This is a genomic window from Candidatus Nitrospira neuquenensis (assembly GCF_979578155.1).
On record NZ_CEFZDU010000036.1, the window covers coordinates 84,086 to 100,626 of the forward strand.

At 71.6% G+C, this 16,541-nt stretch carries 13 protein-coding genes and 2 tRNA genes; 2 read left to right on the forward strand and 13 right to left on the reverse strand.

Annotated features, from left to right (window positions below):
- Positions 1-72 precede the first annotated feature (72 nt).
- From AC1U7O_RS14555 to AC1U7O_RS14585, 7 genes are all read right to left on the reverse strand, one after another.
- A complete protein-coding gene (locus tag AC1U7O_RS14555; protein ID WP_479895558.1) occupies positions 73-2,421 on the reverse strand; it encodes a PAS domain-containing hybrid sensor histidine kinase/response regulator in 2,349 nt (782 codons plus the stop codon).
- A gap of 13 nt (positions 2,422-2,434) precedes the next feature.
- Positions 2,435-2,887 (reverse strand): response regulator, encoded by a 453-nt coding sequence (locus AC1U7O_RS14560; protein WP_479895559.1) that lies wholly within the window; start codon positions 2,885-2,887, stop codon positions 2,435-2,437.
- Entirely contained in the window at positions 2,884-5,709 is a 2,826-nt protein-coding gene (locus AC1U7O_RS14565) for an ATP-binding protein (protein ID WP_479895560.1), read from the reverse strand. The genes AC1U7O_RS14560 and AC1U7O_RS14565 overlap by 4 nt, the downstream gene beginning before the upstream one ends.
- A gap of 205 nt (positions 5,710-5,914) precedes the next feature.
- On the reverse strand, positions 5,915-7,081 hold the full coding sequence (locus AC1U7O_RS14570; protein WP_479895665.1) for an ammonium transporter: 1,167 nt from the start codon (positions 7,079-7,081) through the stop codon (positions 5,915-5,917).
- 501 nt (positions 7,082-7,582) lie between these two features.
- Complete coding sequence (locus tag AC1U7O_RS14575; RefSeq protein WP_479895561.1) at positions 7,583-8,485, reverse strand: DUF6733 family protein; 903 nt, start codon at positions 8,483-8,485, stop codon at positions 7,583-7,585.
- Between the two features lie 403 nt (positions 8,486-8,888).
- On the reverse strand, positions 8,889-9,575 hold the full coding sequence (locus AC1U7O_RS14580; protein WP_479895562.1) for a response regulator transcription factor: 687 nt from the start codon (positions 9,573-9,575) through the stop codon (positions 8,889-8,891).
- Positions 9,572-10,693: a sensor histidine kinase gene (locus AC1U7O_RS14585; protein ID WP_479895563.1), complete on the reverse strand. Its 1,122-nt coding sequence runs from the start codon at positions 10,691-10,693 to the stop codon at positions 9,572-9,574. Before AC1U7O_RS14585 ends, AC1U7O_RS14580 begins: the two co-directional genes overlap by 4 nt.
- A 174-nt stretch (positions 10,694-10,867) precedes the next feature.
- Here AC1U7O_RS14585 and AC1U7O_RS14590 point away from each other — a divergent pair, with 174 nt between their 5' ends.
- The gene (locus AC1U7O_RS14590) at positions 10,868-11,740 is read left to right on the forward strand and encodes a hypothetical protein (protein ID WP_479895565.1); all 873 of its coding nucleotides are present in this window, start codon (positions 10,868-10,870) and stop codon (positions 11,738-11,740) included.
- Between the two features lie 108 nt (positions 11,741-11,848).
- On the opposite strand, the gene AC1U7O_RS14595 is transcribed toward AC1U7O_RS14590, so the two are convergent.
- From AC1U7O_RS14595 to AC1U7O_RS14620, 6 genes are all read right to left on the reverse strand, one after another.
- Positions 11,849-12,238: a hypothetical protein gene (locus AC1U7O_RS14595; protein WP_479895566.1), complete on the reverse strand. Its 390-nt coding sequence runs from the start codon at positions 12,236-12,238 to the stop codon at positions 11,849-11,851.
- Between the two features lie 279 nt (positions 12,239-12,517).
- Positions 12,518-13,306 (reverse strand): response regulator transcription factor, encoded by a 789-nt coding sequence (locus AC1U7O_RS14600; protein ID WP_479895567.1) that lies wholly within the window; start codon positions 13,304-13,306, stop codon positions 12,518-12,520.
- 49 nt (positions 13,307-13,355) lie between these two features.
- A complete protein-coding gene (locus tag AC1U7O_RS14605; RefSeq protein ID WP_479895568.1) occupies positions 13,356-13,691 on the reverse strand; it encodes a hypothetical protein in 336 nt (111 codons plus the stop codon).
- Between the two features lie 451 nt (positions 13,692-14,142).
- Complete coding sequence (locus tag AC1U7O_RS14610) at positions 14,143-14,556, reverse strand: hypothetical protein (protein ID WP_479895569.1); 414 nt, start codon at positions 14,554-14,556, stop codon at positions 14,143-14,145.
- Between the two features lie 156 nt (positions 14,557-14,712).
- Positions 14,713-14,788: transfer RNA gene (locus AC1U7O_RS14615), tRNA-Lys, on the reverse strand.
- 61 nt (positions 14,789-14,849) lie between these two features.
- On the reverse strand, positions 14,850-16,178 hold the full coding sequence (locus AC1U7O_RS14620; protein WP_479895571.1) for an adenylosuccinate synthase: 1,329 nt from the start codon (positions 16,176-16,178) through the stop codon (positions 14,850-14,852).
- 232 nt (positions 16,179-16,410) lie between these two features.
- On the opposite strand from AC1U7O_RS14620, the gene AC1U7O_RS14625 reads away from it, so the two are divergent.
- Positions 16,411-16,486 (forward strand) — tRNA-Ala (locus AC1U7O_RS14625).
- Positions 16,487-16,541 lie beyond the last annotated feature (55 nt).

The window sequence follows — 16,541 nt, forward strand, 5'->3', positions numbered from 1 at the left end:
CTCCCCTCTGCTACGTCAATGTACGCATTTCAGAGGGAGCGCCGCGCCGGGCCCGCCTCGGGGCGTCGCCGCTCAGCCCGCTCCGTCGCCCGCCGCCCCCGTCGCGTCCGCGCGCGCCAGGGCCGCATTCACCGCCGCGAGCAGCATAGCCGGCGTGAAGGGCTTGGCGAGCGGAGGATGGCCGCTGTTCCGGATCAGGCGGGCGGTCGCCTCGTCCATCGTGTCGCCGGTACAGAACAGCACGCGGGCCCCGAGGGCCGGCGCGGCGGCCTGCAGGCGGGAGAAGAACTCCTCGCCGCCCATGCCCGGCATCTTGATGTCGGAGAGGATCAGGTCGGGAGGGGCAGCCGAGCCCTCCAGGTACGCGAGGGCCGCCGCGCCGTCGCCGAAGGCCGTCACCCGGTGGCCGGCGCGGGTGAGGACCGCGGCCATCAGCTCGCGGATCGGCCTCTCGTCCTCCAAGACCAGCAGGCGCGCGGAGCGCGCGGGCGCGGGCGGCGGGGCCGACGCCGCTCCCCCGCCGAGCGCGCCGAGCGGAAGCGTCACCGTGAACCGCGCGCCCCCTTCCGGCGCGCGGTCCACGGTGATCGAGCCCCCGTGCTCCTTGACGATGGCGTAGGCGATGGCGAGGCCGAGCCCGGTCCCCTGCCCCACCGGCTTGGTCGTGAAGAAGGGCGCGAAGATCTGCCCGGCGAGCTGTTCCGGCACGCCGGGCCCCGTGTCGCAGACTTCAAGCCGGACCCCCGGCCCCGAGCCGGCCTCGGGACCGGCGGGGCCCGCGCGGGTCCGAACGGTGAGGCGGCCGCCCCGGTGGTGCTCCCACATGGCCTGCCGCGCGTTGGTCACGAGGATCGTCAGGAGCTGCTGGACCTGGCGGACGTCCACCGACACGGCCGGGAGCCCGGAGGCCAGGTCCAACGTCACCTCGATCGCGTGGTCGGCCAGCTCCGCCCCCATCATGCGCATATCCTCCGCCACCAACTCGTTCAGCGAGACGGCGGTCCGGTTGGGCGGCTGCGGCCGGGCGAAGGCGACCAAGTCGCGCACGATGCGGGAGGTCCGCTCGGCATGGTCGGCGATGATCTCCGCCATCCGGCGGCACTCCGGATCGGCCGACGACCGCTCGAAGAGCAGGTGGGCGTGGCCGATGATCGTCGTCAGCGGGTTGTTGAGCTCGTGGGCCACGCCGGCGACGAGCTGGCCGAGGGCCCGGAGCTTCTCCGCATGGTGGCTCTCCTCCTGCTTCCGGATCTGCTCGGTCACGTCCCGGCTGATGCCGAAGACGCCCAGGGGCCGCCCGTCCTCGCCCCGATGGACCGTCTTGACCGTGTGCCAGATGCGCGTCTCGCCGGTCGGCCGCCGTTCCTTCTCCAGGCGCTCGACCCGCCGGCCGGTCGCCAGCACCTCCCGGTCCGTCTCCATGAACTGCGCGGCGGTGGCCGGGTCCAGCAGCTCGGCGTCGGTCTTGCCGAGCACCTGGACCTCGTGCCGGCCGAGGAGGCGTCGGGCCGCCGGGTTGGCCAGCAGGTAGCGGCCGTCCACGCTCTTGAGGAAGATCGCGTCGCTCGCGAGGTCGAGCACGGCCTTGAGCCGCGACTCGAACTCTCGGCGCGCCGCCTCGTCCTGCTTCCGCTTGGTGATGTCGCGGGCGACCCCCGCGGTGCCCAGGAAGTTGCGCTGCGAGTCGTAGAGACCCGCCGCGTTGACCTCGAAGAGCCGCACCTCGCCGCCGCGCGTGTGCACGGGCACGTCCACGCCGCGCTTGAACACGAGCGAGACCTCGAGCCCGCGGGTCGCCCGGGCGCCGGTCCGGCGCTCGGCGAACATGCGCCCCACTCTGGAGACGTCCTCGTCCGTCAGCAGGCTGGAGAAGTGCGTCCCGAGCAGCTCCCCGGGGTTGTAGCCGAGCGACCACTCCACTTCCCGGCTGATGAAGGTCAGGCGGCCTTCCGCGTCCAGCTCGTAGATGATGTCGTTGACGTGGTTGATGAGCGAGTGCAGGCGGCTGTGGGCGATGTCCAGTTCCTGCCGGAGGCGCCACTTCTCCAGCACCTCGTTGACGACCAGCGGCAGCTCGGTCAGCAGCGCCGGGGATTTCTTCAGGTAATAGGCGGCCCCCCTCCGCATGGCCTCGACGGCGATCCGCTCGTCCCCGTGACCGGTCAGCATGATGATGGCCGCGGAGGGCGCCGCCCGCTGCAGCTTCGGCAGCAGCTCCAGGCCAGTCTGCCGGGGGAGCTTGTAGTCCACGAGGATCAGCGACCAGGGCTCCTCGCTGGCCTGGACCAGGGCCTCCTCCGCCGACCGCACGGCCGTGAGACGCAGGCCGGGCAGCACCTGCTCCAAGGCGGCCGCCATCAGCTCCACGTCGTCGAGGCGGTCGTCCACGATGAGGACGCGCGGCTCCTTGGCGGCGGCCATGGCCGATCCTCCCTCAGCCCTGGCCGTTCAGGATCGGCGGCGTGTTGGTCAGGATCCAGTACAGCTCCAGGTTCTTGACGGTCTCGATGAACTTGTCGAACCCGACGGGCTTCTGGATGTAGGAGTTGACGCCGAGGTCGTAGGACCGGACGATGTCCTCGTCGCGCTTGGAGGTCGTGAGCACGATGACCGGCACGCGCTTGAGGATCGGCTCGGCCTTGATCCGCTTGAGCACCTCGAGGCCGTCCACCCGCGGCAGCCGCAGGTCCAGGAGGATCAGGCCGGGGAGGTGTGCCGGCGGCGTCTCGTAGCGGCCGTGGCCGAACAGGTATTCCAGCGCCTCGCGGCCGTCCTCCAGCACCCGCAGGCGATTCTTGACCTTGCCGACGGCGAGCGCCTCCTTGGTCAGCTCCACGTCGTCGGCGTTGTCTTCGATCATCAGAATCTCCACCGGCTCGATCTTCATCCTCCCTCCTCCCCCGACCCTCCGGTCGGCTGGCTCCGGTCCTCCGCCCGCGCGGGCAGGGTGAACCAGAACGTGCTGCCCTCGCCCTCGACCGACTCGACCCAGATACGCCCCTGGTGAAACTCGACGATCCGCTTCACGATCGCCAAGCCCGCCCCCGTTCCTTCGTACTGTTCGTGGGTGTGCAGCCGGCGGAAGACCTCGAACACCTGCGCGTGGTACTCCGGCGGGATGCCGATGCCCCGGTCGCGCACGAAGAAAGCCCATTCCTCCCCCCCGTCCCGGGGCCTCGGTCCCAGCGCGCCGACGAGGATCGACGGCGCCTCGCCGGGCTTCGCGTACTTGAGCGCGTTGCTGAGCAGGTTCGCCCAGACCCGGACCAGCCGGACGCGGTCGCCCCGCACGACGGGCAGCGGCTCCTCCACCTGCAGGAGGGCGCCGCTCCGCTTGATGAGCGGCGCCAGCTCCGCCCGCGCCTCCGCCACCAGCTCGTCCATCGCACAGTCCTCGAACGCGTTTTGGACCCGACCCACCCGGGACAGCTCCAAGAGGTCGTTGATGAGCGCGGCCATCCGGTCGGCGCCGGCCTGCATGCGCTGGAGGTAGTGGACCTCCTTGGGCTCCAGCCGAGCCTCGGCGCGCCGCAGCAGCAGGTCCGCGAAGCCGTGGATGCCGCGCAGGGGCGTCTGCAGGTCGTGGGAGATGGTGTAGGTGAAATGCTCCAGCTCCTCATTGCTCGCCCGCAGCGCCCGCTCCAGCCGCTTCATGTCGGTGATGTCGCGGCCGAACCCGACCATGCCGGCGGAACGCCCCCCCTGGTCCGGGAGCTTCATCAAGGTCAGGCTCACGTCCACGACCCGTCCGTCCTTGCCCCTGAGCCGCACCTCGCGGCCCACGACGTGGCCGCGGGCCGCCACTTCCGCGACGAGCCCCGCCCGGTCCTCCGGCCTGGCGTAGAGCGTCCAGGCCGGCCGCCCGACCATCTCCGCCTCGCGCCAGCCGAGCAACTGCTCCGCGCCGCGGTTGAACCGGGTGACGACCCCCCCGGGGTCCGTGAAGACGATGAGGTCCGGCGCCTCGGCCAGCAGCGTCTCCAACTCCACGCGGACGGCCCGCGCCTCACGCTCCGCCGCTTCCACCCGCCGACGCTGGCGCTCGTTGGCCTCGAAGAGGACGGCGTTCTCGATGGCGGCGGCCGCGAGCGAGGCCAGGGTCAGGATCAGCCGTTCGTCCCCCTCCGTGAAGGCGCTCGGCCGCGTGTCGGCGAAGTACAGCCGGCCGATCACGCGGGTCCGCGAGGCGACCCGCACGGCGAGCAGCGACTCCATGGGCGGATGGTGCGCCGGGTACCCGCTGGCCATCGGGTGCGCCGCGATGCGGTCCACCCGGAGGACGCCCTCCCCGAGCGCCAAGCCCAGCAGCCCCCTGCCCGAGGGCGGCGCGCCGATCCTGGCGGCGGTCGCCTCGTCCACCCCGACGGGGATGAACCGCGCCACGCCGCCGTCCTCCTCCACCAGGCCCAGCGCGCCGTACCGGACCTGGAGGAGGGCGCATCCCTGCTCGACGATCGCCCGCAGGAGCTCGTCGAGCGAGAGCTGCCGCATCAGGAGGAGGCCGGTCTCGACGAGGCGCCGGTTCTGCTCCGCCAGGGCCTGGGCCTCCCGCTCCGACCGGCGACGGTCCTGGACCTCCCGCCGGAGCGCGGCCGCCGAAGTCTCCAGTTGGGCCGTCATGGCGGCCAGGGCCCGCTGGAGGGTCCCGATGGCGTCCCGCCGCGCCGGCTCGACGGTGAAGCGGGCGCCCTCGCTTCCCGGACCGGCGGCCTCCGCGGCCAGGCGCTCCAGCGGCGCGAGGATGTGCCGCGTGGTCAACCAGCCCAGGAGGACCGCGCCGCCCACGATGCAGGCCAGCACGGCCCCCAGCATGGGGATCGTCCAGGGGGTCTGCGCCCCGGCCGCCCCGTGGTCCGCGTAGACCCGCACGGTCCAGCCCAGCCCGCCGTGCGGGACCGGCCGCTCCACCAACGGCCGATCGAGACGGCCGGGGGGACCGTGGACGGAAAAGCCCAGGGGACGGCCCTCGCGGTCGAAGAGCCCGATGGCGAGCCCGGCCCCACGGCCGGCCGCGTTCGAGGAAGCCCGGAGCGCGTCGAGGAAGACCCGGCCGTTCACCCAGGCCGCCCAGACGGCCTGGACCGCCCCCTGCGGGGAGCGGATCGGCAGGCTGAGCCGCAGGAGGGGCCTCTCGTCGCCGGCCAGCCGCCGCAGGAACGGATCGGGGGCGAGCCCCGCCGCCGTGATGGGCGGCGGCCCCGATCCGCCGGCCCAGGCCATCGCCTCCCGGAACCAGGGCTCGTCCGCGACCGACGCGCCGGCCGCCGGCCGTCGCTCCGCCCCGGCCGGCCCCGTCGTCCCGCCCACGGCGAGGACCTTGCCGTGGGCATCGGCCACCAGGATGAGCCGGTAGCGGGGGTGGTACCCCTCCACCACCTGGTCGAGCACCTCGGGGAGCCGCGCCCGGTCCAGCGACCGGACGGCCGGCAGGGCGGAGAAGACCAGGCTGTCCCGGTCGCGCTCGTAGAGGATCCGGCCCAGCATCGTCGCCGTCTGGCCGGCGAGCAGGTCGGCCGACTCCTGCATCCGGTCGGCCAGGTCCGAATAGCTCCGCTGCGCGAACCAGAGCGTGAGCAGGAGGGGCGGCGCGGGGATCAGGAGGATCCACAGCATCAGCCGCAGACGGAGATGCCGGCGGACGAAGGCCGCGGCCCCCGAGCGGGGCGGCGGCGGGGCGGGATCGGCGGTCGGCGATGCGTGTTGGATCATGCGTCGAGCCCCCACCGGGCGCCGCCGAAGAGGCCGGGCTCGCAGCCGAACAGCGCGATCGCGGCCCGGAACGGCGGGCTTGCGCCGGGCCGGCGGGAGCGCGGCCTCGGGGCCTCCGGCCGCGCGGCCGGGGCGAGAATCCCCGAAACGAGGGGAGAAGTCAAGGCGGGAAACCACGCGGTTCCCGCCGCCCCGGCCGGCGCCGCTACGAGTAGGCCCGCTCGTCGTGCTGGCTGAGGTCCAGCCCCTGCGCCTCGTCCTCCGCCGACACCCGGAGTCCCACCACCCGGTCCACGAGGAGGAGAATGCCGGAGGTGACGACGAGCGAGAAGAAGGCCGTCGCGACGACCGCCACGACCTGGACGGCGAAGAGCCCGGGGCCGCCGAAGAACAGCCCGTCCGCCCCGCCCGGGTTGACCGCCTTGGACGCCAGGAGCCCCGTCGCCAGGATGCCGAGCACGCCCCCCACGCCGTGGATACCGACCACGTCGAGCGAGTCGTCGTAGCCGAGCGTCGCCTTCCAGCGCACGACGGCCGCGTAGCAGAGCCCGCCGGCCGCCAGCCCGACGGCCAGGGCCGACAGCGGGCCGACGTAGCCGGCGCCGGGCGTGACCGCGGCCAGGCCGGCCACCGCGCCGCTGGCGATCCCGAGCACCGTCGGCTTCCCGCGATGGCGCCATTCCAGGAGCAGCCAGGCGAGCGCCCCGGCGGCCGCCGCCGCGTGCGTGGCCGCGAACGCGCCGACGGCCGTCGCGTTCGCCCCGAGCGCGCTGCCCGCGTTGAACCCGAACCAGCCGAACCACAGCAGGCCGGTCCCCAGGAGCGTGAGCGGCAGGTTGTGCGGCGCCAGGTAGTCCGTCCCGTAGCCCTGCCTCGGGCCCAGGTACAGCGCGCAGACCAGCGCCGCCGTCCCGGAGCTGATGTGCACGACCGCCCCGCCGGCGAAGTCCAGCGCGCCCAGCTTCCCGAGCCAGCCCCCGCCCCAGAACCAGTGCGCCAGCGGGCTGTAGACCAGCAGGGACCAGAGCACCGAGAAGAGGACCAGCGCGCCGAACTTCATGCGCTCGGCGAAGGCCCCCGTGATGAGGGCGGGGGTGATCGCCGCGAACATGAGCTGGAAGAGCATGAAGGCCTGGTGCGGGATCGTGGGCCCGTAGGTCGGGTGGGGCTCCCTCCCCACGCCGGCGAGGCCCGCCCAGTCGAGGCCGCCGATGAGGCCGGCGTGGTCCGGACCGAAGGCCAGGCTGTAGCCGAGGAGCGGCCACAGGACACTGACCAGACAGAGGATGACGAAGCTGTGCATGATCGTACCGAGGACGTTTTTGCTGCGGACGAGCCCGCCGTAGAACAGGGCGAGGCCCGGTACGATCATCCCCAGCACCAGGGCCGAGGCCACGAGGACCCAGGCGGTATCCCCCGGGTCCGCCTTCAGCGCCGCCCCGCCGGCCGGCTCCTGGGCCCAGGCGGCGATCGCCCCCCAGGCCCAGCCGGCGGCGGTCGCCAGACATCCGAGGCCGTATCGCGTCACCTGCCGCACAGGACCCTCCTTCGCGCCGGGCTCGTGTCGTGTCCCGTCAATTCCTTTTGTCATTCCGGCCAAGGCCGCTGAGCGGCCGCGAGCCGGTATCCAGGCCGTGGCAAGATCCTGGATGCCGGCCCCGGATTGAACAGGTCCGGGGTAACCTTCCGCCGGCATGACGAGGCCACGAGCTCGTGGGACGCCCTAGCCCGCATGATTCATGACGGTTCGTCGCGAAACCGTGGAGTCGCGTCGCGAGACGGGCGGGGCCGCCAGCATGCACGGCAGTCGCATGCCGGCTTGTCGCAGCCGCGAATCCGCGGTTACAGGAGAAGCGTTCATGCATGAGGCGGGCTAGAACGTCTTGGTGAACTTCAGCTTGTAGAAATCCTGGTCGTTGGCGAGGTCCTTGCCGGCCGTGAACCGGAAGGCCATGCCGCCCGGCAGCTTCGCCTCGACGTAGGGGCCGAGCCACCGGAAGTAGTCCTGCTGGGCGCCGGGGGCGCTGCTGTCCCTCGTGCTCAACAACTGCTCGTAGTGCACGCCCAGCGAGAGGACCTCGTTGAGCCGGTAGCCGCCGTTGAACCAGTAGTGCAGGAAGTCCCAGGTACCCCGGAAGCCCCCCTCGGTGGGCCCCATGCAGTTCCGCTGGCCGCTGCCGCCGCAGGCGCCCTGGGCGTCGGTCGCCTGGCCGTTGGCGGAGCCGCCCTCCGTGCGGATGGACTTGTAATAGCCGGCGTAGACCTCGCCCTCAAGCTTCTCGGACAGCCAGTTCACCGTGAGGTTGGGCACCACGCCCTCGAAGACGGTGGTCCGTTCGTTCACGCTGCCGCCGCCGTTGGGAAAGAACCCGCCGCGCGAGGAGAGCAGCATGCCGTTGACGAACCCGACCATCGGCGTAACCGACAGCCGCTTGTCGAGGAAGGTCATGTTGACGCCGATGTCGGTCTCCAGCCAGGTGTTGGCGTTGTGGACGCCCAGGCCCGAGACGTTGGTCCAGTAGGTGAAGTTCCAGGCCAGCGCCAGGTTGTCCTTCAGGCGGTAGGTGCCGTACACGCTGGGGTTGAAGCCGAAGAACGAGTCGGCCTGGAGCGCCATCGTCACCGAGGCGGGACTTTCCTCCTGGGCCTTGACCTTCGGCAGCACGTCCTTTTTCTCGACCTCCACGTCCTGCGCCTGGGCGACCGAGAGCCCGATCGCCAGACCGGCGCCCACCAGGCCGGCGACGAGCCAGCACGTCTTCCTCCGTTCTGTCATCGCAATGGCCTCCTCCTGGATTGTTCCGGCCCCCGCCTCTTCGCCACGCGCCTGTCGGGACCGGGTTGACAGGGGGAGGCGTCGCGAGGCGTCCGCGTGCGGGCGCCTCGCGCCTGGCCCGGGACAAAAAAAAACGCCCCCGGTCCCGTGGGGAACCGAGGACGCCGTTGTCCTTCGGGGCTCGGGGCTGCGCGACGGGGAACGCCGTTGTCCCCCATCACCGTCGGCGGAGCGAAGCTTCGCGGCCGCCGCCCGCCGCAATCCGCGCCGTCTTACCAGGACGACCGGCTTGACGGTAGCGGGTAAACGCGCCTTCGCGCGTCGCGATGCGAGGGAAACCCCGGCAGGCGTTCAGCGAGGGCGGATCGCGCGAGGGCGGGGCGGAGCGACGGGGAAGGGGCGATCAGCGGGACGGCGGTTGAAGTTCCGGCAGTCCGTCGCGGCCCAGGATGCCGCTGGCCAGGGCGTAGCGGTGCAGCTCCACCCTGGTCTGAAACCCGAGTTTGTCCAGGAGGCGGGCGCGGTAGCTTTCCACGGACTTGACGCTCAGCGCGAGCCGCTCGGCCACCTGGCGGTTGGTGTAGCCCTGGGCGACCATGAGGAGCACTTCGCGCTCCCGCCGGCTGAGCGGCACGGCGCCGCGGCCGCCCGCGCCCTCGTGGGTCTCCAGCCCCAGGGCCGCTTGAGCCACGACGTCCCGGCAGAGGGTGCAGAGGTGGGGCTTGCCGGCGGCCGCCATCCGGACGGCCGTCAACAGCTCGGCGTCGGCGGCGCGCTTGAAGACGTACCCGATCCCGCCCGCGTCGAACACGGCGCGCACGCAGGCCGGATCCTCGTGCATCGAGAGGGCTACGACCCTGGTCGCCGGGCAGTCCCGGCGGATCGCGCCGAGGACGGGCAAGCCGCCCCCGCCCGGCATGGACAGGTCGAGCAGCAGGACGTCCGGCCGCAGGGTCCGGGCGGCCTCCAGCGCCCGGTCGCCCCCCTCGGCCTCGCCGACCACGACCATGTCGGACTGGGCGTTGATGAGCAGGCGGAGGCCGGCCCTGAAGATGGCGTGGTCGTCGGCGATGAGGACGCGGATGCTCACGACGCCCCCTCCCGATCCAGGGGAATCTCCAGGTAGAGCGTCGTGCCCCGTCCCTCGGCCGTCTCGATGGTGAGCGCGCCGCCCAAGGCGGCCGCCCGCTCCTGCATCCCGCAGAGGCCCAGCCGGCCGGTCTGGCCGGCGGTTCGACGAACCGCCTCATAGTCGAACCCGCGGCCGTTGTCCTCCACCACCATCCGGAGGGCGGCCCCCGCGGGTTGGACCAGTACGCTGGCCGCGGTCGCCCCGGCGTGCCGGGACGTGTTCGTCAGGGCCTCCTGCGCGATCCGATAGCAGGCGGTCTCCGCCGCCGGCGGGAGCCGCCGGCCCTCCAGGCCGCCCACGTGGAGCTCGACGCGCAGCCGGCTGGCCCGGGCCACGTCGTCGCAGAGCCGTCGCAGGGCCGCGGCCAGGCCCAGCTCGTCGAGCAGGATCGGCCGCAGCCCCACCACGAGGCGTTGGAGCTCGGTGAGCGACCGGGCGGCCACCCGCCGCAGCTCGGCGGCGCGCCGCCTGACTTCGTCGAGGTCGGCCGCCTCGTCCAGCGCCCGCAGTCCGATCAGCAGCGAGGCGAGGGCCTGCTCGGTCTCGTCGTGCAGCTCGTGCGCGATGCGCCGGCGTTCCTCCTCCTGGACCAGGATGACCCGGTCCAGGAGCCGGACGCGGGCCGCCTCGGCGCGCTTGCGCTCCGTGATGTCGTTGAAGGTGATCACCGCGCCCCTCAGCATCCCGCCCTCGTAGAGCGGCGACGAGGAGCACTCGGCGGAGAAGGCGGTGCCGTCGCGGCGCCACAGCACCTCCTCGTCCCCGCGATAGGCGCGCCCCGTACGGAAGGCGCCGTAGATCGGGCACTGCTCCGCCGGATAGGGCGAGCCGTCCTGTCTGGTGTGGTGGACCAGCCCGTGCATGAACCGCCCGAGGATGTCGGCCTGGGCGTAGCCGAGCAGGGCCGCGCCGGCCTTGTTGATGAAGGTGCAGCGTCCCTCGAGGTCCACGCCGAAGATGCCCTCGCTCGTGCAGTCCAGGAGGGCGCGGAGCCGGGCCAGCGGGCCCGGCGCCGCGTCGGTCGGCCCGTACGTCGTCGGGCCGTCCTCACCCGTTACGCGACGCTCCGTCTTCACCCTCGCGCTCCCGCCGCCTTCCGCGCGGCGCGCCGCTTATACGTCGTCGGCGGTCGGGTGTCAAGGCGTGCGTCGAGGAAGAGGCGCCCGCGGCCTCGATTCAGGTGTTTTCCCCCCATGCGCTTGTGCTACACTGCGCGCCCGCGTGGCCGGGACACGACCATGAGCAATGCCATGACGACTCGGCGCCTGCGGTCTTTCCCCCTCCTGGCCGGCCCGCTCGTCTGCCTGTTGGCCGCCTCCTGCTCTTGGTTCACTCAGGACGTGGTCGTGCACGAGAGCCCGGCGGGCTCGGTGCGGCTCGAGCGGATCTCCGACCGGGGCGTGGCGTCGCGGTATCGCCCGCCGCTTAAGGGACTCGACGCCGACCATCCCGCCGCCCTCCGCCCCGAGCTCCTGGCCCGCGTCCTGCGGGGCGTGCGGGCCGGCAGCGGTCCCCCCGGATCGCAGCGCGCCTTTTCGGACGAGGCGGCGGCCTTCCTCTCGCCCCTGCTCTCCGAAGCCCTGGCGGCCGCCCAGCCGAACCAGCGGGTCCGGTTCCAGGTCGCGCCCGCCCGGCCCGGCGACGGGGCGACGGAGGGCTGGCTCTACGTCAAGGAGTCCCTGCTCCACCTGGTCCTGGAGCGCGATCGGCGCGGTGACCTGGAGAAGCGGGACCTGCGCTTCGCGCCGGAGGCCGCGCGGCGCCGATCGGCGGAAGGACAGGCCGCCGGCCTCCTGGGGCTCAGCGAGGTGGCGGACCTGGTCGTTGATTATGGGCTGCTGGCCAGGCTGCCCGAGGCGGCTCCGCCGGCGACGGACGGCGCGGGAGCGGAGCTGGCGGGCCGGACGACGGCCGCCCCGCCCGAGCGCCCCCGCCCGACCGATGCCGCCCGCGAGGAGGAGATCCGGGCGCTCAAGGACCACGCGCTCAAGAAGGACATGGAGAACGAGGCGCTGAAGGCGGAGCTGAGCGAACTGCGCAAACAGCTCGCCGACCACGAGGCCGAGTTGAACAAGCTCAAGAAGGGGAAGGGCAAGAAGGACCGGCAGAGAACGCAGCCTTGAGGCTCCCGCCGGACCGGGGAATGCGCGATGGCGCGCGGGCGCCGAACCGTCCGCCCCAGCGGGGTCCGGCGCCCGCTCCTCGAAACCGGGACCCGACCCGGTCCCGGATCAGCCCGCCTTCTCGGCGGCCTTCTCGTAGTGGCTCTTCAGCAGCCGCAGCATGGCCGTCACGCTGTCCTGCATCTGCGCGGCCGTCCACTTCGCCCCGTCCGGCTGGTTCTCGACCTTGTAGATCTCGCGCAGGATGTTGTCGCGGGTCTGCATGAGGTCCAGCAGGGCCGCTTCGGCCTGCTTGTTGCCCTTGAGCTTGGCGATGAGGCCGTCCACCGTGCCGATGATCTTATCCACCTGCGCCCGGTAGGCCTTCGGGTCCTTGGGCAGGTTGTCCACGCTGAAGGCCTCCGCGGCGGCCGCAACGCCGGCGGTCGGCCCCCCCATCCCAGCCGGCCAGGCGGCCAGCGCCCCGACCACGAGGCCCGTCACGATCAGTCTGCGCACCCCTCTCCCCTCCATACCCTCCTCCCTTCTCTAGCAGGACGGGCCGCCCGTGAACTGCGAATGCAATCGGTCGCACGGTCTCCGTGCCCTCCCCCGCCGGCGCCGGTGGCCCGACCCCGGCCCGCCCGACAAGTTAAGGATCGGCCGGTCCGGCGCCGCTCGGTGGGGAACGTCCTCCCTCGGACGGGGCCCCCCGCGCCCGAGGGAGATGGGCCAGGGTTGTAATCACGGCCCCGGCGGTTGTCAACGGGGGCATGGATGGAAGGGACAAGGAAGGGATCAAGCCTGCAGGGTGAGCTTGACGAGGACGGCCAGCTCCAACTGTCCCAGGTCCACCGGCTTGGTCAGCACGTCGAACGCCCCGAGGTCCATGGCCGCCTTGAGCAGGGGCTCATCCTGGCTGGCCGTCACCATGATGACGCCGACGTTGGAGCCCTCCCGGCGGAGGCGCCGCAGCACCTCGACGCCGTTGAGCCCGGGCATGTAAATGTCGAGCAGGACGAGGTCCGGCGGTTCGGCGCGGATCATCTGCAGGGCCGTCTCGCCGCTCTGCGCGACCTTGACCGCGTAGCCCCGCCGCCGGAGAAACTCGCTGAGCAGGGCGCCGATCTCCGCCTCGTCGTCCACCACCAGAATCGTCGCCGGCTTTCCCTCCGGTCCCACCAGCGCCGGCCCGGGCGGAGTTCCCTCGATCCTGGCCGGCCGCCCGGCCCGCTGCAGGGCCCGATTGACGGCCTCCATGATCACGTCCATCTTGAGACGCTTCCGCAGGACGTCGGTCACCCCCATCTCCCGCGCCCGCTCCTCGACCTCGACCGTCACGTCGCCGGTCAGGATCACGACGGGAACGGACGGATCGCTCGCCCGCATCTTGGCCAGCACTTCCAACCCCGGCAGACCGAGGATCGTCAGGTCGAGGAGCACGACCGACGGCCGGTGGTTCTCGAAGGCGCGCAGCGCCTCCTCGCCGGTCCGGGCCCATTCGACCTCGTGCCGGTACGCGGAGAGGACGTCCTTGAGGATCTTCGTGAACCGATGATCGGAATTTGCGATCAGGATCGTCGCCATCGGGAACCTCCGTCAGGAGCCGCGGCACATGGGCGCATGGCCGGCCGCGTCACCGCGGGCGCGCCGTCCACACCGGCATGCCCTGCTTGTCGAAGAGCGTGAGCTGCGGCTCGCCCACCGCGTCCACCAGGAACTGCCCGCCGACCGCCTGTCCGCTCCGGCGCATCATGTAGAGCCCCGCGACCCCCTCCTTGGTCGCGGTCCAGATCCCGCGGACCGTCCCGCTCTCATCCACCAGGGCGAAGGAATTGGCGGTCACGACGCGCGGGGCCGTGCTCGGCGCGAAGGCCCAGAGCGGCTGGTCCATGACAAGCATGGCAGCCAGCACGCCGCCCACGAAACCCGAAATCAGTGGCACGAACAACAGGACGGCTTTGGATCTCACGGTGCCTCCTCCGTTGATCGGCCGCCTCGGCCGCGTGACGCTCCCGGCGGGTCGGCCGTTCCCCCGAGAGCGTGCCCTCTGATTCAGGGGGCAGTGTAGCAGCCTGGGCGAGAATTGCAACCGAGGGGGCGCAGCCGGCCTTCCCAGCGGGCTCACGCCGAGCACGAGCGGAGAGCGCCGACGATGAACCGGCGAGGCCGGTCCGATACCCAGCCGCTTGGCCCCCCTCCATGTATGCCCCTGTGGGAGGTTGGACGATAAAGAGGAAAGACGGTCTCCCGCTCCTTACCTATAATCACCCCCATGTTGCGTTGCCCGAACTGCCACAGCTCCCGCGTCTGGCGGCTCAGGCGGAAGGCCTGGGATCGCCTCCTGAGCCTCCTCGGACTCTTCCCCTTCCGGTGCGAGTCCTGCACAACGCATTTCCGCGCCAGGCCCCAGCGGTATCGGCTCATCTTCTGAGGCGTCGCACCCCGCAGGTCCGAAGGTTGCGCGGCCTCCCGGACCGTCGTGGCGGACACCATGAAACGCCCCCGTGCAGCGGACCCCGCAGCGCCACATCGAGATCGCCGAGCGCGAGCCCATGCCGGGACGGCCGCGGGAGCAGCTCCCCCACCTGCTCGGGCCGGCGCCGGAACAGCGGCAGCACGCGACTGAGGAACCGCCCCGCCTGCCTGCCGGCGGGCGAAGCGGCGAGCCGTACTCTGGTGATCCGTCGGGCACGGGGATCGCCGAAGACCCCCTGGAGTCGGCGGAGCGCGCGCTGCACCGGGAGATCGAACGCCCGCAGCAATTCGTCCACGGTCTGGGGCGAGACCCCACGGGCCTTGGCCAAGCCCCAGAGGGTCGGCCCGTCATCGGGCAAGAAACCCTCGCGCAGCATTTCGTCCGGGTGGGTCGGCCGAACCTTCCGTCCTCCGGTCGTCTCAGGGCACTTGACACTCAAAGACGGTTGCTTGGTTCGGAAGGCTCATGAGCGGGGGTGGGGCTGCGGGCCACCCCGCACCCCCTTGATGGCGTGTGGTGAGCCGGCTGGGGGTCGAACCCAGGACCCTCGCCTTAAAAGGGCGATGCTCTACCGACTGAGCTACCGGCTCACGTCCGTGGATGGTTCGATCGAAACGGCGGGCACCTCCGGGTGAAGGTGCAGGACCACGATCACGTCCTGAAACGCGTCGTCCCCGGTTTGCGCCGAGCCCGGCCGATCGGGTTGCGCAGCATGATGGTCTCGTCGCGGTGCGAGCCGGTGGAGATCATGTCGATGGGACAGCCGACCAGCTCCTCGATGCGGCTCAGGTAGCGGCGGGCCTGAAGCGGGAGAGCCTTGTACGACGTGACCCCGGTCGTCCCGGTCGTCCAGCCGGGCAGGACCTCGTACACCGGCTCGCACTCGGTGAGCACCTGGAGGTCCGAGGGCATCTCGCGGTACAGCCGGCCGCCGTGCCGGTAGCCGACACAGACCCGGATCTCCCGGCAGCCGTCGAGCACGTCGAGCTTGGTGACGGCCAGCGCGCTCAGGCCGTTGATGCGCGTGGCGTAGCGCACGAGCACCGCGTCGAACCAGCCGCAGCGCCGCGGTCGGCCCGTCGTCGAGCCGAACTCCTTGCCCCGCTCCTGCAGGCCGCCGCCCACCTCGTCCGTGAGCTCCGTCGGAAAGGGCCCGCTGCCCACCCGCGTCGTGTAGGCCTTGGCGACGCCCATGACCGCGTCGATGGCCGTCGGTCCGACGCCCGTGCCCGTGCAGGCGCCGCCGGCCGAGGCGCTGGAGGACGTTACATAGGGATAGGTCCCGAAGTCCACGTCCAGGTGCGTGCCCTGGGCCCCCTCGAACAGGATCGTCTGCCGCCGCTCGACGGCCCGGTGCAGGAGCAGCGCCGTGTCGGCGATGTGCCCCTTCAACCGCTCGGCGTAGCCCATGTACTGCTGGAAGACCTTCTCGAGCTGGAACGTCTCCACCTTGTGCAGGCGCTCCAGAAACCAGTTGATCTCGACGAGGTTCTCCTCCAGCTTCCGCCGAAAGAGGGACGGGTTCAGCAGGTCTCCCACCCTGATGCCGATCCGGGCCATCTTGTCCGCGTAGGAGGGGCCGATGCCGCGGCCGGTCGTGCCGATCCGACGCGCGCCCCTGGACTGCTCCGACGCCTTGTCGATGGCCTTGTGATACGGCATGATCAGGTGGGCGCGCTGGCTGATCGCCAGGTTCTTGCCGATCTTCACGCCCTTGGCCTGGAGCCGGTCCATCTCCTCGATCAGGGCCTCGGGGTCCACCACGACGCCGTTGCCGATCACGCAGAGCGTGCCGCGGTAGAGGACGCCCGAGGGGATCAGGTGAAACACGAAGGTGTCGCGCCGGTTGACGACGGTATGGCCGGCGTTGGACCCGCCCTGGTAGCGGACGACGACGTCCGCATCCCGCGCGAGGATGTCCACGATCTTGCCCTTGCCTTCGTCGCCCCACTGGGCCCCGACGACCACCAAATTCGGCATCGCCCCCGCCTCTTCTGTCCAAAAAAAGAGCCCTGACCGCAGGGTCCGTACCGCCGCCCACGAGCCAAGGCGACGGTCATACTAAGATGGGCCCCGGGGTTTGTCAAGCAACGCCGGGACGCGGAAATCGCCGGCGCCCGCGCCTTGACTGCCTCCGGGCCGCGTGTTAGCATGCGCCATCTTTCGCGGGCTTGCCCGCGATCCTCGGAGACCGCACGACACCGACAGGGGTGGGGCTGTGGCGCAGTTGGGAGCGCGCGTGAATGGCATTCACGAGGTCGCCGGTTCAATCCCGGCCAGCTCCACCACTCAATCCGTGATCCGTCAGGAGTGAGAGGAGACACGCCCCCGCCACCCGCCCGG

Bases quoted from the DNA above. Each gene is read 5' to 3' on its own strand.
- AC1U7O_RS14555 (WP_479895558.1), bottom strand. From the start codon at position 2,421: ATGGCCGCCGCCAAGGAGCCGCGCGTCCTCATCGTGGACGACCGCCTC.
- AC1U7O_RS14560 (WP_479895559.1), bottom strand. From the start codon at position 2,887: ATGAAGATCGAGCCGGTGGAGATTCTGATGATCGAAGACAACGCCGAC.
- AC1U7O_RS14565 (WP_479895560.1), bottom strand. From the start codon at position 5,709: ATGATCCAACACGCATCGCCGACCGCCGATCCCGCCCCGCCGCCGCCC.
- AC1U7O_RS14570 (WP_479895665.1), bottom strand. From the start codon at position 7,081: ATGATCGTACCGGGCCTCGCCCTGTTCTACGGCGGGCTCGTCCGCAGC.
- AC1U7O_RS14575 (WP_479895561.1), bottom strand. From the start codon at position 8,485: ATGACAGAACGGAGGAAGACGTGCTGGCTCGTCGCCGGCCTGGTGGGC.
- AC1U7O_RS14590 (WP_479895565.1), top strand. From the start codon at position 10,868: ATGACGACTCGGCGCCTGCGGTCTTTCCCCCTCCTGGCCGGCCCGCTC.
- AC1U7O_RS14600 (WP_479895567.1), bottom strand. From the start codon at position 13,306: ATGGCGACGATCCTGATCGCAAATTCCGATCATCGGTTCACGAAGATC.
- AC1U7O_RS14620 (WP_479895571.1), bottom strand. From the start codon at position 16,178: ATGCCGAATTTGGTGGTCGTCGGGGCCCAGTGGGGCGACGAAGGCAAG.